This is a genomic window from Shewanella acanthi (assembly GCF_019457475.1).
Lineage (GTDB): Bacteria > Pseudomonadota > Gammaproteobacteria > Enterobacterales > Shewanellaceae > Shewanella > Shewanella acanthi.
The window spans coordinates 2715442-2730980 of the sequence record NZ_CP080413.1 but is presented as its reverse complement, the minus strand read 5'-3'; the positions used below and the strand labels follow the sequence as shown (position 1 = coordinate 2730980).

17 protein-coding genes are annotated in these 15539 nt (G+C 45.9%); 9 read left to right on the top strand and 8 right to left on the bottom strand.

What is annotated here, in order from left to right; translation table 11 throughout:
• Nucleotides 1-2 precede the first annotated feature (2 nt).
• Complete coding sequence (locus tag K0H61_RS11930; protein WP_220049517.1) at nt 3-407, top strand: DUF3192 domain-containing protein; 405 nt, start codon at nt 3-5, stop codon at nt 405-407.
• A 118-nt stretch (nt 408-525) separates the two neighbouring features.
• On the opposite strand, the gene K0H61_RS11925 is transcribed toward K0H61_RS11930, so the two are convergent.
• Nucleotides 526-759, bottom strand: coding sequence for a DUF2789 domain-containing protein (locus K0H61_RS11925; RefSeq protein WP_220049516.1), 234 nt, complete (start codon nt 757-759; stop codon nt 526-528).
• Between the two features lie 145 nt (nt 760-904).
• Between K0H61_RS11925 and K0H61_RS11920 the strand changes: the two genes are divergently transcribed.
• Both K0H61_RS11920 and K0H61_RS11915 read left to right on the top strand, forming a co-directional pair.
• Nucleotides 905-1543: a GNAT family N-acetyltransferase gene (locus K0H61_RS11920; RefSeq protein ID WP_220049515.1), complete on the top strand. Its 639-nt coding sequence runs from the start codon at nt 905-907 to the stop codon at nt 1541-1543.
• Nucleotides 1536-1871 (top strand): Mpo1-like protein, encoded by a 336-nt coding sequence (locus tag K0H61_RS11915; RefSeq protein WP_220049513.1) that lies wholly within the window; start codon nt 1536-1538, stop codon nt 1869-1871. Before K0H61_RS11920 ends, K0H61_RS11915 begins: the two co-directional genes overlap by 8 nt.
• 1596 nt (nt 1872-3467) lie before the next feature.
• Here K0H61_RS11915 and K0H61_RS11910 read toward each other — a convergent pair.
• Nucleotides 3468-3860, bottom strand: a complete 393-nt coding sequence (locus K0H61_RS11910; protein WP_220049511.1) for a DUF3301 domain-containing protein — start codon at nt 3858-3860, stop codon at nt 3468-3470.
• Complete coding sequence (locus K0H61_RS11905) at nt 3857-4870, bottom strand: DUF3549 family protein (protein WP_220049510.1); 1014 nt, start codon at nt 4868-4870, stop codon at nt 3857-3859. Before K0H61_RS11905 ends, K0H61_RS11910 begins: the two co-directional genes overlap by 4 nt.
• Before the next feature lie 147 nt (nt 4871-5017).
• On the opposite strand from K0H61_RS11905, the gene K0H61_RS11900 reads away from it, so the two are divergent.
• The gene (locus tag K0H61_RS11900) at nt 5018-5338 is read left to right on the top strand and encodes a YqcC family protein (protein WP_220049508.1); all 321 of its coding nucleotides are present in this window, start codon (nt 5018-5020) and stop codon (nt 5336-5338) included.
• Nucleotides 5325-6164 carry a tRNA pseudouridine(65) synthase TruC gene (gene truC / locus K0H61_RS11895; protein WP_220049507.1) on the top strand — a complete coding sequence of 280 codons (840 nt, stop codon included), beginning with the start codon at nt 5325-5327 and terminating at the stop codon, nt 6162-6164. The genes K0H61_RS11900 and truC overlap by 14 nt, the downstream gene beginning before the upstream one ends.
• Before the next feature lie 30 nt (nt 6165-6194).
• On the opposite strand, the gene K0H61_RS11890 is transcribed toward truC, so the two are convergent.
• Entirely contained in the window at nt 6195-6389 is a 195-nt protein-coding gene (locus K0H61_RS11890) for a hypothetical protein (protein WP_220049505.1), read from the bottom strand.
• A gap of 122 nt (nt 6390-6511) precedes the next feature.
• Between K0H61_RS11890 and K0H61_RS11885 the strand changes: the two genes are divergently transcribed.
• The 3 genes from K0H61_RS11885 to purU all read left to right on the top strand — a co-directional run bounded on the left by K0H61_RS11885 (nt 6512) and on the right by purU (nt 9478).
• Nucleotides 6512-6976, top strand: a complete 465-nt coding sequence (locus K0H61_RS11885; RefSeq protein ID WP_220049503.1) for a flavodoxin — start codon at nt 6512-6514, stop codon at nt 6974-6976.
• Nucleotides 6928-8409 carry a PTS transporter subunit EIIC gene (locus tag K0H61_RS11880; RefSeq protein ID WP_220049501.1) on the top strand — a complete coding sequence of 494 codons (1482 nt, stop codon included), beginning with the start codon at nt 6928-6930 and terminating at the stop codon, nt 8407-8409. The genes K0H61_RS11885 and K0H61_RS11880 overlap by 49 nt, the downstream gene beginning before the upstream one ends.
• Nucleotides 8410-8581: 172 nt before the next feature.
• Nucleotides 8582-9478, top strand: coding sequence for a formyltetrahydrofolate deformylase (purU, locus tag K0H61_RS11875; protein ID WP_220049500.1), 897 nt, complete (start codon nt 8582-8584; stop codon nt 9476-9478).
• An 86-nt stretch (nt 9479-9564) separates the two neighbouring features.
• On the opposite strand, the gene K0H61_RS11870 is transcribed toward purU, so the two are convergent.
• From K0H61_RS11870 to map, 4 genes are all read right to left on the bottom strand, one after another.
• Nucleotides 9565-9918, bottom strand: coding sequence for a DUF3718 domain-containing protein (locus tag K0H61_RS11870; RefSeq protein ID WP_220049499.1), 354 nt, complete (start codon nt 9916-9918; stop codon nt 9565-9567).
• A 234-nt stretch (nt 9919-10152) separates the two neighbouring features.
• Nucleotides 10153-10977: a 2,3,4,5-tetrahydropyridine-2,6-dicarboxylate N-succinyltransferase gene (dapD, locus tag K0H61_RS11865; protein ID WP_220049497.1), complete on the bottom strand. Its 825-nt coding sequence runs from the start codon at nt 10975-10977 to the stop codon at nt 10153-10155.
• A gap of 23 nt (nt 10978-11000) precedes the next feature.
• Nucleotides 11001-13586 carry a bifunctional uridylyltransferase/uridylyl-removing protein GlnD gene (gene glnD, locus K0H61_RS11860; RefSeq protein ID WP_220049496.1) on the bottom strand — a complete coding sequence of 862 codons (2586 nt, stop codon included), beginning with the start codon at nt 13584-13586 and terminating at the stop codon, nt 11001-11003.
• Nucleotides 13587-13664: 78 nt separating this feature from the next.
• Nucleotides 13665-14462 (bottom strand): type I methionyl aminopeptidase, encoded by a 798-nt coding sequence (gene map, locus K0H61_RS11855; protein WP_220049494.1) that lies wholly within the window; start codon nt 14460-14462, stop codon nt 13665-13667.
• A gap of 308 nt (nt 14463-14770) precedes the next feature.
• On the opposite strand from map, the gene rpsB reads away from it, so the two are divergent.
• Nucleotides 14771-15499, top strand: coding sequence for a 30S ribosomal protein S2 (gene rpsB, locus K0H61_RS11850; RefSeq protein WP_011790028.1), 729 nt, complete (start codon nt 14771-14773; stop codon nt 15497-15499).
• Nucleotides 15500-15539 lie beyond the last annotated feature (40 nt).

Sequence of the window (15539 nt, the reverse complement as noted above, 5' to 3'; positions counted from 1 at the left end):
AGATGAACGCTACTTTTACTCGCAAATTTATCGCCGTTACCTTTTTGGGGCTAGCAAGCTTAGGTCTTAGTGGTTGTGTGGTCAATGTTGGCGATGGCGAGACCGATTGGGATCGTAAGGAGTCTTGGGAGAAAACCCAAGAGAAGAATCGAAATAACTTAGTCAAACTCAGCCTAGGCATGAGTAAAGATCAGGTGATGACCCTGATGGGAACCGCCGATTTTAGCGAAGCCTATATTCAAAAAGGACAGGCGATGGCTGAAGCGGATAAGGAAGTGCTAGTGCTGTTTTATCGCACCCAGCATAGCCGTAGCGATAATAAGACCACTAAAGATGAGTGCACACCGATTGTGTTAAGTAATAATGCACTAGTGGGCTGGGGCGAAACGGCGTACAGCAAAATATAAGGGCAAAGCCTGCTTACTGAGCTGTTAATTGATTTTTGACTTATTTCATGTGCAGTAGTAAGCCACTATCTGCGGTAAGTTGCTATCGAACTTTAGCCTAAAGCCCTTTGCATTTGTCTTAGGGCTTTCTTAATTGGGTATCTAATTGCTCAATTAATTCCGTCCATTCGGCATCAGCTTCTAGGGCTTCAATAATGAAATTGCGCTGGGCTTCGTTCCAAAAGGTCGCGTCACTCAAATGAGTTTTGGCGCTGAGTTTATGACCGGCAATAAATGTCGACATGGCTTGGGGCTGGTTATCTAATCCTAACTGCTCAAAGAGGTGGCTTAGGTCTACGGGGGTGGTATCCATTTGTGACTCCTTAATTGCTCTCCTCAAACTAGGTTATGCCAGTCTGTCAAAAATGCAATTAATGATTAACATTTGCACTTTTGGCTTTCCTTGTTACATTGATAAAGACTCATAAGAGTGTGATCTAAAACAAGGAATTCTAATAATGGACAATAATGCCTTGGATGAGTACCGCGCCGTATATCTCACCGCCGAAGATTTACGTATTGCTGCTTCAATTCTGTATAACGCTTACCACGACGACCCTTTTTTTGTTAATGCTTTTAGTGCATCCGATAAAGCTGCCTACGAGCAAAAATTGCGTGCAGCCATCCGCGAGGAATTAAACACCCTGTGGCAGGAAAAGCAGGCGCTGATAGGCTTATTCGAGCAGGAGCGATTAGTGGGATTGGCTTGCGTTATTACTCAAGAAATCCCTCTAGGTGAAGCTCGCTTTTGGCACTGGCGTTTAAAGATGTTGTTGGGGACTGGTTGGCAATCGACGCAAGCACTGATCCACAAGGAATCAAAAATTGTCGAATTATTGCCGAGTAACCACTGCGCTATTTTGCAATTTATCGCCCTTGCACCGACAGAGCAGCATAAAGGTTTAGGCCATCAATTGGTGCAGGCGGTTGTGAGTTGGTGTGATGAGCAGCCTGATCTCGATGGCGTCGGTGTATTTAGTGCAAAAGAATCGCATACTCATTTATTCACTCAGCATGATTTTGTTTCTCTTGGGGAACTTGAAATCGGGAGTGTCGCGGGACAATTACTTTTTTATGCAGGCCAACAGGATGAATGAGAGATATAAAACCTTTGCTGAGTTTTACCCCTTTTACCTTTCTCAGCATCAAAATAAGACCTGTCGTTGGTTGCATGTGCTTGGTAGCGGCTTAGTTTTATTCATTTTGATTGCAGCAATCGTGACGCAGGCAAGTTGGTTGTATTGGTTAATGCCCATTGCGGGTTATGGATTTGCATGGATTGGCCATTTTGTTTTCGAGCACAATCGACCTGCGACTTTTAAGTACCCTATTTACAGCCTGATGGGGGATTGGGTGATGTTTGTACAGATACTGACCGGTAAATTAACCTCTCATAAAAGTAACTCCCTGAAGCACAAGGATTGATTATCCGTTATCGGCTTACAGGTGTGTGAGATATTGCTTACAAAGCCTGTAAGACAAATGGATTATGTATTGATTGTTTCATAAACATATCTTTTATTAATCTTTTGTAAAACAGTGTATTATGTAATCTGTTGGCGCCAAAAGTTGAGCCACGGCTCACAGAATGTTTATCCAAAAAAAACAAAAGCCGTGGTTTTGTCGTAGAATTATTTCATCGCCAATATCAATGGATTGCAAGGATAGCAAAGTGGGCGAAAGGGAAGCAGGAGGCTACTCATTTAGGTTATTTGGATTTAGGTTCTTTGGATTGAATCTTTGACAGTAGGAAAACTGTCAACTGCCTAGGATAGGCTAAGGAAAAGCAGGGCTGCTTATTCAAGGAAGATATCGGACATCAACTGTTAGGATAATGGGGCTCAGGGAAGATGTTGGACAGGCTGAGGGATTGGCTGCTGCTCGTAAAGGATGTCGAGTAACAGGATAGGTATAAGGGTGAACAGCTTGTACTCAATCTAGGGATGGCTAAGTCTAAGGAAGACGAAGGGATACGTCACAGGATGTGATAGGTTCCAGATTCGGACGTCTGGTTCAAGGGATTGAGTGTTAATTAATTTGTTAGCACAGGGAAATGCAGGGAAAAGGGACAGCAGGACGCAATCATACGCATGGACGGTGCAGGGAGCACGAATCGAGCAGGAAGGCTTAAACGGAACAAATGGGGCGCACTGGTTGCGCCCTTTTCTTTTTGTTTATTTCTATTACCATCTATTTGCCCGTAGACAGTCATTTTACTGTGTGCCATTCAGTTTACTCAAATTAACCTTCTTGCAATCACTCTGAATACTATCAAATTTTCCCTGTAACTACGGTTAACTGCAGTTGATTGAGTTATTGCTAAACTCAATTGGTAATATGGTAGATGTGCCCGATATCGTGTGAGATATATCTCACAAGGCTGTAAGTTATTTGTAAGTCATTCTTGAGGGATTTGCTACCTATAAAGTGGTAAGTTAATTTGAATCAATATGTTACAGGTCGTCTTTGATTATGTATTTAATATTTCAGCTGACATTTTTGTGCTAAAGCGCTATTAGCAACTGTGGCCTGGCGTAGAATCTATTTGCACAAGGAAATGCACCTAACAGGACGTTGTCGGTCAGGATGACTGGTCAGTGTTAAATGGATTAACACTTAAGGATTGATAGGGATATGTCTTTCAGGATGAAAGCAATCATACGCTAGGGAGAGGCTGACTATCACGGAAAGATAGCCTAGTTGCAGAGGATTGCAATGGCACAGGAGTGCAGCCGAAGGGAAGCCAATCACCTAATCATGGATGATGTGGGAACCGCTCAGGAAAGAGCAAGCTTGGTAAATGGATTGCCAAGAGGTAGGGAAGTACCTTAGGGTAAAGGGAACCATCAAGGAATAGACCAAGGATGAAGCAGGACGCGCATAAACGCATGGATGGTGCAGGGAGCACTCAAATAGCAGGATAGCTTACAAGCAGTCAGGAGGGCGTGGACTTTGGACCACGCCCTTTCTTTTTGGCTTAAATTTCATGCCTAATTAAGCTCAGCCTAGGAATTGTAAAACTTAACGGCATTTTCCTGAATTACAGCTACTTTGGCTGCTACCACCGCAGCTGCCAAATTTCCCCTTCGCTGTTGGTGCTTCCATCCATTCTGGCTCTGGGAAAATCGGCCATTCAATTTTTTGAATTTTATTGCCCGTCATCCAGATATGACCACGGAACTGATTTAATCCATCGCTACTGAATTCAAACAGATATTTTGCCTTCCAGCAAATGCCAGTCGTACCGCCCACATAGGGATAGGCGGACTCCATCGCGATTGCTAAAAGTTGCACTTTTTGTCTGGCACATTCTTTTTCAGCAAAAATTCGGCTTAGTTCGGCCATTTGGCGCAGTTGCCAGAAAAATGCAGCAACCACGACTAAAGCAATAATTAACAGTAAATCTGACATCATCTCGTTGCAGCCTTAAACAGGCCACCAATGGCCTGAGATAGTTGAGCACTACGATTAGGGTTTCTTAACTCGCCCAATAAGTAATTACGTAAACTTGGTATGGCCACGATATCAGCAAAGACCTGATTGAAAAAGGCTTGGGGCTGAAGTGCGAGTGCCTCTAAGTAAATACTGCGACACAGCTCCTGCTTTAAAACGGTCCAGTTTCGCCCAGCAATACTGATAAGCGCAGTGGCATCGAGTAGTGCATTCTGTTGCAGCCAAGATAACGCCTGCTGACTGAGTTCGGTATGTGATGCCAATGCACGTAGGAAGTAGGCACGATATTCGTTGTCTACTTGCTGCATCCGCTCAAACAGTTTATCGGCTAAGGCGGCGCTGATATGCATATGTTCGAGGCTCTGACAAAGGGCTATTTGCACCTCAATCGCACCGCTCTCTAAGCAACTCAGAATATGCTGCTCATGGTCAAGCTCATTGACTCGCACGCATACATCGGCAATACCCTGCAGACCCACATGTTGCCAGTGGCTAGCATCGATTTGACCTGACAAATACTGCATCGCAAATTCGTACTGAGAAGACGCCGTCTGGCCTAACTGCTTACGCACTAGAGCATTAAAGACCGCCAGTTTTTCCTGGCTAGGTTTAAAGCTGAAGGGGTTATTTGCCAGCCTATCTTGCTGCTCTTCACTCAAAGGTTGAGTGGGGTCTTGGCCAAGCGCATTGAGTACCATTTCAATAAATTGTGAACGCGGTGCAGGTGATAGGAGTCCCTGTTCATCTAATTGTAATTTTAAGAACCAAATAAAATGCTGCTGACTCTCATTCCAAAACACGATGGCGAATTGGGCATGGCCTTGAATCGGGTAAGGGTAAGGCGTGACTAAAGATTCAATTTGATGGAACGCCAGCATGTCGATGTGCTGCACGCGACGACCTAATTCATACACTTGGAATTGGGTTTTGGCTGTGGTTAAAAATTGGCTCAGAGTGGTAATTTCAGTCATTTGGCTGCCATATCAATCAAAAAAGGCTCAATAAATTGGCGACATTATAGGGGGAAGTGGACTGCGATGGTATGATTGCAGAACTTTTATCGAGCCAATACACGGCCTTTGTTACTGATTTCTCGCTGTGAGCCTGGAGCCCCATCGATGTTATATAGTCAAACCCAATCCAAGTTAGCGCAGATTGCCACACTACTTAACGACGCGGGGATGTGGTCAGCAACAACACCTTCCGATGCTGCTATGGCCAGTACTGCTCCCTTTGCCTGCGATTTGATGCCACTTGAGCAATGGCTGCAGTTTATATTTATTCCTCGGATGCAATCGTTAATCGATGCGGGTCAGCCCTTGCCTTCGCGCATTGCGATTGCGCCAATGGCGCAACATGTATGGCAAGATAACCCAGATTTACTGCCCTTGATATGTGTTTTAAACGAATTGGATATGTTGCTCAATGAACCAAGATGATTTGTACCTTGAAATACCCGAATCTGAACTCAGTGCCATGGAAGAGAGCGATGAGCAAGCGCCTGAGCTCACGATTCTCTTTGAGGATGAGCATCTTGTGGCTATCCATAAGCCGGCGGGATTATTGGTTCACCGAAGCTATCTTGCCCGTCGTGAGCGTTTTTTTGCGATGCAATTAACCCGTGATCTGGTTGGTTGCCATGTGTTTCCGGTTCATCGTTTAGACAGACCAACGTCCGGCGTGCTGCTCTTTGCCAAAAGCAGCGAAGTAGCCAGTGATCTCTGTGAGCAATTTGCATCCCACAGTATTGAAAAACAGTATTTGGCGTTAGTACGTGGCAATATGCACGAGCACGGGGTATTGGATTACGCATTAAAAGTAGAGCTTGATGATCTGGGTGATAAATTTGCCAGTCAAGATAAAGCTGCCCAAGATGCTGTGACTTTGTACGAACCGCTACTAAATACTGAAATTTCCTATCCTTCTGGGCGTTATGCTACCAGTCGATTTGCTTTGGTGAAACTCAGCCCAAAAACCGGCCGTAAACATCAGCTAAGACGCCATATGGCTCATTTACGACATCCAATTATTGGTGATACAACCCATGGCGATGGCAAGCAAAATGCTTTCTTTAGGAATCATTTCAAGATAAATCGTCTATGGCTTATCGCGAAAAAACTCACTTTTACTCATCCAGTTACAAAACTAAGACTCAATATTGAAACTGAGCTGGAGTCAGAGTGGGAACAAGTATTTGAAGGGCTTGGATGGAATAATGATGTACTTAGTGAAGTGCCAAGCCTATTGATTGCAGAGGATAACTAATTTCGTCGGCAATAGGGTTCGCGAGTCTTTCTAATCTTGGATATCTGGGATATCGCTTGGTTTTTGACGAATGCGTAGCATTAATGCCGCGAGAGTCGAAAAACCGGGGCTTGAAGGCAGTGGAGAGGGTAAGTGTTGTTGAGCCGCATGGAAGTAATGCTTACGTCTGATTTTCGTGTTCTTGTGCTGTTGCTTGAGGTGATTTTGCCTGTTGCTGCGGCGCATTAATTCGTTTCCCCATGCTCAATAACTTGATTCATAAATCATAACTTAGTTGCTTGCCCTGCGATGCCGCAATAAAGTAACTTTTGCTCAATTGCGATTACGCACGTGGTACGGAGTATATCATGAAAAAAGTTAATCTGGTCTTTGGTACAGTGTATGGTAGCGCACAGTTTACGGCAGAAACTCTTGAAAAAGCGCTTATCGAACTCGGTTTTGATGCCAAATTATGGCAGCCCAATGAGATTGGTCAGTTTGTTCCTCCTGAGAACGAGTTATTGATTGTGGTCACCTCGACCACAGGGCAGGGGGATTTACCCGAAGACATTTTGCCTTGGTTTTATAACTTAAGAAACTCTGCACCCTATTTGCCCAAATTAAAATACAGTGTGATTGCCCTTGGGGATTCGAGTTACGACACCTTCTGCGGCGGTGGCAAATCGGTGGATGAATTACTTGCCGAACTTGGTGCAAAGAGTATTGTCCCACGCCTTGAAATTGATGCCTGTGAAACCATGGAACCTGAGGTAGAAGCGATAAAATGGCTGGAAAGCTGGAACAAAATCGTTCAATCCGAGCTCGCCGCTTAGGCCACTATATTACTCAACAGTGGTTTAAATTTGCCCAGCGTTTGAGTCAGTCGCTGCTAATTCCCATTGCGATTTTACCCGCCGCAGGGGTGATGCTTGGTTTAACAGTCAGCCGTATTCCTTTTATGCCGGAAGTGCTTAACGTGCTGATGATGGCTGTAGGGCAACTTATTTTTGCGATTATGCCCATCCTCTTTGCCGTAGCGGTAGCGATTGGTTTTTGTCGTGATCAGGGCATTGCCGCCTTTTCAGCGGTCTTTGGTTATGGGGTGATGACGGCCACTTTAGCCGCGCTTGCCGATTTATATCAGTTGCCGACCCAATCGCTGCTTGGCATGGATACCTTAGATACTGGCATTGCTGGAGGGATGCTAATCGGTGCTATTACCTGCTTAGCGGTACGCTTAAGTCAACATATTCGTCTACCAGCTATTTTCTCTTTTTTTGAGGGACGGCGCAGTGCTTCCTTGTTGATTATTCCTCTGGCTATGGCACTAGGTTATGTGCTTTCCCAAGTTTGGCCACCCATGTCACTGTTGATAGAACGGGTTTCAGATTGGGCGGTTTATCAAAAACCGGCCGTTGCCTTTGGCGTTTATGGTGCCCTTGAGCGTTTACTCATCCCATTGGGCCTACACCATATTTGGAATGCCCCTTTCTACTTGGAAGTTGGCCAATATCAAATTCAAGGTAGTGAAGTTATCCGTGGTGAAGTGGCACGCTATTTAGCGGGCGATCCACAGGCGGGTAACCTTGCGGGTGGCTATTTGATTAAAATGTGGGGACTGCCCGCAGCAGCGCTGGCGATGTGGCGCTGCGCCGATCCCGCCGAGCGTAATCGTGTTGCAGGGATTATGTTATCCGCCGCGACCGCAAGCTGGTTGACAGGTGTAACTGAACCGATTGAATTTGCGTTTATGTTTGTGGCGCCATTGCTGTTTTTGGTTCATGCCTTAATTTCTGGCTTGGCCTACTTTGTGTGCATAATGCTCGATATTCACCACAGCATTGTTTTTTCCCACGGGCTAGTGGATTTCAGTTTGTTGTTCTCACTGTCGCATAATAGCGGATGGTTTGTGATACTCGGCCCGATAACGGCAGTGATTTACTACATTCTGTTTCGAGGCAGTATTTTAGCCTTCAACTTAAAAACCCCAGGCCGACTTGAACAGGGAGAAAGGATACAGGCCAAAGAAAGCCTTAGGGCGATAATTGCGGCCTTAGGTGGCCGTGAAAATATCGTTGAGCTTAATGCTTGTCTGACTCGCCTTCGATTAAGTGTTCACAGCCCTGAGTTAGTCAATAAAGTGCGACTAAGCCAGCTGGGTGCAAAGGGGGTGATTGTGATTGGGAAGGGTGTACAAGTGGTGTACGGCACTAAGGCTGAAACCCTGCGTAAAGTGTTACAGCGCTACTTAGACACTCGGCGATAATCTTATCGGCGTATGGTGCGGTTAAAATTGTTGTTTATTGAATTTAAACGCCAAATTTTTAAATATCATCCGTCTAGCACATAACTTTTTGGACTGAAACTTAGAATCTCCCCCCTTAAATACTGTGTAATTATGCTCCCTATGGCACACTCAAACTCATGCTGCTTAGAGAATGCCGCCTAGAGGAGATGTTATTTTGGATACACAGCACGAACCTGCTCAAACCCGCTCGCCCATTGAGCGCAAAATCCTGATGACAGATTGCGCCGATGCCCAAGGGCTAATTGCTAAAATCACCAGTGTCTGCTTTCAACATCGGCTCAATATCATTAAAAACAGTGAGTTTGTGGATAACGACCAAGGGCGATTTTTTATGCGCACCGAACTCGAAGGCCATTTCAATAGTGGGCAACTCCTTGAAGACTTGCGAAGTGTACTCCCAACTCAGAACCATATGACGCTGGTGAGTGCGGGTAAAAAACGCATTGTGGTCCTGGTAACTAAAGAAGCGCATTGCCTTGGTGATTTGCTAATGAAAGCCTATTACGGTGGCTTGAATGTAGAGATTGCCGCCGTTGTGGGTAACCATGAGGTGTTAAGGGAACTGGTTGAAAAATTTAATATTCCCTTTCACTTAGTCAGCCATGAGGGGCTGGATAGGACGCAACATGAGCAAGCCTTATTGGCAGCTGTCGGACAATACGAACCAGACTATCTTGTGTTAGCCAAATATATGCGAGTACTCACGCCGGATTTTGTTGCCGAGTATCCCAATCGGATCATCAATATTCACCACTCGTTCTTACCCGCTTTCATTGGCGCTGCGCCCTATCGCCAAGCCTGGGAGCGCGGAGTGAAAATTATCGGGGCGACCGCCCATTTTGTGAATAATTGCCTCGATGAGGGGCCGATTATTAAGCAGGATGTCATCCCAGTCGATCATAGCTATAGCGCCCTTGAGATGGCAAAAGCAGGACGTGATGTCGAGAAAAGCGTGCTGAGTAAGGCATTGCAATTGGTACTCAATGAGCAAGTGGTCGTGTACGGTAATAAGACTATTGTCTTCTAGGTGCATAGTTCACTTTGCTTAAAACCTAAGCTCCCAATCAATACAGAAGGCACCAAATGGTGCCTATGCTTGCAAAACATAATGGCCTAAAAATTCACGGCATACACTTCATCCATTGAATTCATTGCCAAATCTTTGATAGTGACTGTGCCTTTATAATACCGACCGATCCGCGCGGCAGTTTTATCTGCCCCTTGGCTAATGGCAAATTGATGGAAGTTTTCGCCATTACACATCAGGCGTGGGAACACCCGATTTTCGTTAATTCGATATTCACGCATTGTGCTACCGAAGGTCACTAGATTGTTGCTGGCGCCCGCTTTACAAACTGCCACCAGTGTTTTTTCGATTTGAGGGTCCATTGCTGCAAAAGCTTGGCTGCACATGCCTAATCCGCAGAGTACTGCTACACCTCCAAATTTAGCGAATGATGATTTCATCTTTAGCTCCTTGTCGAGTGAGTATGCACTTTTAGTTAAGCTGCATTTATATGGCTTTGCAGAGGTGTTTCGGCGCGTAAGTGTATCGAAATGTGGAGTTTGGATCAGCATGTTGCTAGGCGTAACCAGATGTGTCATGAAAGTGATTTTTAGGCTTTCTCCTAACAATAAAATATAAAAATGCCAAGCTCTAGGCTTGGCATTTTTGGGAAAATATCACGCTGGGCGCGTTGCTTAGTCAACGATACGTAATAGTTCGTTGATGCCCACTTTACCGCGGGTTTTCGCATCCACTTTCTTCACGATAATTGCAGCGTATAAGCTGTATTTACCGCAAGCCGATGGCAGGTTGCCTGAGACAACCACAGAGCCTGCTGGTACGCGGCCGTAGTGAATTTCGCCGGTTTCACGGTCATAGATACGGGTGCTTTGGCCGATGTAAACGCCCATCGAAATCACAGAGCCTTCTTCAACCACAACACCTTCAACGATTTCTGAACGTGCGCCGATAAAACAGTTATCTTCAATGATAGTCGGGCCCGCTTGCAGTGGCTCAAGTACGCCACCGATGCCTACGCCGCCCGATAAGTGAACGTTCTTACCGATTTGTGCACATGAGCCCACGGTTGCCCAAGTGTCAACCATAGTGCCTTCATCAACGTAAGCACCTAGGTTTACGTAAGATGGCATTAATACCGTATTTTTACCGATGAAAGAACCTTTACGAACGGTTGCAGATGGTACAACACGAATGGCTTCAGCTTTGAAGCGAGCTTCGTCGTACTCAGCAAATTTTAAAGGGACTTTATCGAAATATTTGGTCTCTGCGCCGTCAATAACTGCGTTATCGAAAATACGGAATGACAGTAATACCGCCTTCTTCAACCATTGATGTACATGCCATTGGCCGTCGATTTTTTCGGCGACACGGAGTTCACCTTTGTCGAGCATATTGATGACATTTTGCACGTCTTCACGCACGCTGGCGTCGACTGTGCTAGGGCTGATGTCTGCGCGCGCTTCAAAAGCGGCCTCAATACGTTGGCGTAAAGCCTCCATATTACTTCTCCAATTTGTGCTAGTTAATGAGTTGATTCTGTATTGATTGCACTAAGTGCGCTAATCAATGCTTCCCTAAGGGTGTTTTCTTGGGTTTCATTTAATTGTAAACCGTCGTTGGTTTGCAATATAAAAAAGTCTTCTGCTCGTTCTCCAATGGTGGTGATCTTTGCAGACAGTAATGTGGTGTTACAGCGATAAAAAATATCACCCACTTTAGCTAATAATCCCGGCGTATCCAAGGCGATAAGTTCCATCATGCTAGTCCCGTGGCGGGTACTTTCGAGAAAACTGACCTGAGTTGGTACATTAAAAGGCTTCATTTTACGGGATAATTTTCTAAAACGTGGCAATTTAGGGTTATCGCTCGACAGCGCTTTTTCAAGTGCCTTACGGATACTTTGAATCCGAGATAATTGGCTGACAGGCTCGCCATCCTGCTCGAGGATAACGAAGGTATCAAGCGCATAATTATCCTTCGACGTCATAATGCTCGCATCATGGACATTAATATTTTTATTATCGAGCACCGCCATTACGGTCGCAAACAGCTTTGGCCTGTCCTGGCAATAGACGAATAACTCAGTGCCGCCGCGGGTGGTGTGTTTTGATATAAGCACCAAAGGCTCATCAAGCTGTTTATGTTTAAGAATCGCTTCGGCATGCCAGGCAACCTGATTGGGCTGATGGCGTAAAAAATAATCCGCCTTAAAGCGTTGCCACAGGGTATCGAGATCTTTTTCCTTAATGCCGCGGCGAAGCAGTTCCTTTTTCGCCTTGGCCTGATATTCCCGGACCCGAGCGCGAATATCGACGGGTTTTTCCTTACCTCGAGCGAGCACCCTTTGGGTAGAAAAGTATAAGTCCCGCAGGAGCGAGCCTTTCCAGTTGTTCCAAGTTTTTTCGTTAGTGGCACAAATATCGGCAACTGTTAAGCAATACAAATAGCTTAAATGCACCGCATCGCGCACCTTGCTGGCAAAGTCTGCAACGACATCGGGATCTGAAATATCGCGGCGCTGTGCAGTGACTGACATCACTAGGTGATTCTCAACAAGCCATGCCACTAAGCGCCCATCGTGGTCGTTTAAGCCATGGAGCTTACAGAAATCGAGCGCATCACGGCTTCCGAGTTTACTGTGATCGCCGCCGCGACCCTTGGCGATATCATGGAAAATCGCGCCTAACACCAACAACCCTTTTTTGGGCAGCTGGTTGATCAGTACAGAACCGAGTGGAAATTCTTCCCGCTGTTCGGGCTGGGAAAAACGGTCGATATTGAGCAGAAGTCTGTGGGTGTGCTCATCCACGGTATAGGCGTGGAAGAGATCAAACTGCATCTGACCTTCGATATTACGCCAAGCGGGTAAATAGGCCGACAGTACCCCGTGTTTGTGCATCAATGAGAGGGCTGTGATACCACGAGGATGCTTTAAAATTTCCATAAAGGCTTGGCGGCACTGTGGATTTTCCTGCAAAGGCTGCAATTGTGCTCGGCGGGCGCGGCGCAGCGATCTTAGTGTCGGTGCGTAAATGCCTTTAATGTTTGAGTTTTTGGCAACATGTACAAACAGGCGAACAATTTCTTCACCGCTATCGAATAGGTCATCACTCAAGGCCTCGATAAAGGCACCGCGACGTTGATAGTTGTTGTCAATCGCTTGGATTTCTAATGCCTTAATGTGCCCGAGCGTTGCCCGCTTAAAGAGTTGCAGTAGCATCTCGTTAAGCTCCATCACCCGGCGCACCGTGCGATAATAGCGTTTCATCATTTGCTCGACGGCTAACTGAGTGGCGTCTTCATAGCCCATCATCTCGGCAACTTGGCGCTGCACATCGAACAATAAACGGTTTTCGTCGCGACCAACCACCATGTGCATGGCGAACCGTAATTTCCACAGAAAATGCTGACATTCGAGTAGCTCTTCCAATTCGGCGGGTTCTAAAAATTCGTATTGAACCAGTTCTTCTAATCGAGAGGCCCCAAAGTGACGCATGGCGACCCAAGCGATGGTTTGAATATCTCGAAGGCCGCCGGGGCAGCTTTTGATATTTGGCTCAAGATCGAAGGCGCTAGCTTTGGCATGGCGGGCATTTTGCTCATCACGTTTAGCGATAAAGAATTCACTCGAGGTCCAAAAGTCACTTTGACGAATCGCATCGTAAAGCTGGTCAAAGAGGGGCTCGGGCCCTGAGAGTAACCTTGCTTCAAGTAAGTTGGTCGCAATGGTGATGTCTTTACGACCAAGGATTAAGGTGTCTTCGAGTGTGCGAACGCTGTGGCCGATTTCAAGACTCGCATCCCATAAAAAGGCGATAAATTCACTCAGCGCAGCCTCTGCAGCTTGGCACAAATCACCCTCGAATAAAAATAACAGGTCGACGTCGGAGTGGGGGTGTAATTCACCTCGCCCATATCCGCCTACGGCGATAAGGGCGATGGGGTAAGTATCGAGGCCGTGTTGCAACCATGCCTGTTTGACGAGGGCATCGACGAACTGGCAGCGCTGGCTCACTAGCTCTTCAATCGGGGTTTTAGCCTTGAATCTAGCTAAAAGCGCTTGATTCTGTTCGATTAATGATTGTTTAGCGAGCAGAGCTGTATTCATCGAGTCCCTTGTTAGAATGGTTTTTGTCGGTTATCCAAGGCGTCCCGACATGACGCTCTCCTTATGCTTATTAATCGACTAGTGATTAATAATGCGTGGGAAATCCTCTTCATCACGAAGGGTCAGTACTTCTACACCGGTTTGGGTCACGAGTAATGTGTGTTCCCATTGGGCCGAGTTTTTACCGTCTGAGGTGGTTACTGTCCAGTTATCATTGCGATCCAGCACTGTGGTGTGGCGACCTGCGTTGATCATCGGCTCAATGGTAAAACACATGCCTGGGCGTAGAACCGTGTTGTCACTATTGCGATAGTGCATGACCTGTGGCTCTTCATGGAAACCCGCGCCAATACCGTGACCACAATAATCTTGTACGATGGAATATTTCTCAAGACCTGTTTTGCTGGCTTTGATGAATTTTTCGATAGTATTACCGATTTCGCCTAATTTTAAGCCAGGACGTACTTTACGAATGGCCAAATACAGACTTTCTTGGGCGATACGGCACAGACGCTTATCTTTCGGGCTCACCTCACCAATCAAAAACATTTTAGAGGTGTCACCGTGGTAGCCATCTTTAATCACGGTAATATCCACGTTAAGAATATCGCCATCCTTAAGCACTTGATCGCTTGGGATACCGTGACAAATGACGTTGTTTAACGAAGTACAAATCGATTTTGGAAAACCGTGATAGTTAAGCGGCGCGGAAATTGCGCCTTGCTCTTCGGTATATTTAGCGCAGATATCGTTGAGCTCGTTAGTCGTCACGCCCGCTTTAATGTGCGGCGCAATCATTTCTAACACCTGCGCAGCCAATTTACCTGCGGCACGCATTTTCTCAATTTCTTCTGCTGTCTTGATGACTATACTCATTACGTTTTCTCTTGTGTCTTCAATGTCTGTTGGACACGCTAACCCAGCGCAAAAATTTGTGCTTCAGGGTGATTTATGGTATAAAGCGCGCCGTTATGTTTAAGTCTTGCAAGATTGTCTAAGGTCAGCATTTGCTTCCTTAATCGATACCAAGACTAAAGATGACCGCCATTATACATGGCAATTTATCTAAATACTAAATCACACACGTGTCGACACATTCTTCGGGGTGCCCTCAGCCTAAATCTGCGGGGTCGAAGACATGGGATACGTGGAGGTCTAACCCCCTAAATTGTAAGGTAATAGAAATGACTACAGTTTCAATGCGCGATATGCTCCAGGCCGGTGTACACTTCGGTCACCAAACCCGTTACTGGAACCCAAAAATGAAGCCATTCATTTTCGGTGCTCGCAACGGTGTTCACATCATCAACCTTGAGCATACTGTGCCAATGTTCAATGAAGCGCTGGCTTTCATCAGCAACGTAGCTTCAAAGAAAGGTAAAGTATTATTCGTTGGTACTAAACGTGCTGCTGGCGAAGCGATCAAAGAAGCTGCAATTTCTTGCGATCAGTACTACGTTGATCACCGCTGGTTAGGCGGTATGCTGACTAACTGGAAAACCGTTCGTCAGTCAATCAAACGTTTGAAAGAGCTGGAAAGCCAATCAGTAGACGGTACTTTCGACAAGCTGACCAAGAAAGAAGCGCTGATGCGTACTCGTGAGCTTGAAAAGCTGGAAAAATCTTTAGGCGGTATTAAGAACATGGGCGGCCTGCCAGACGTATTATTCGTTATCGGCGCTGACCACGAGCACATCGCTATTAAAGAAGCTAACAACCTGGGTATCCCTGTTGTTGCAGTTGTTGATACTAACTCTGCTCCAGACGGTGTTAACTACATCGTTCCTGGTAACGACGACGCAATGCGTGCTATTCGCCTGTACACTACTTCTGTTGCTGCAGCTGCTAAAGCAGGCCGTGGTCAAGATTTAGCTGTTCAAGCTGAGCAAGACGGTTTCGTAGAAGCCGAATAATAATAAGGCGGGATGAGTTTCATCACCCTTATTAACCAAG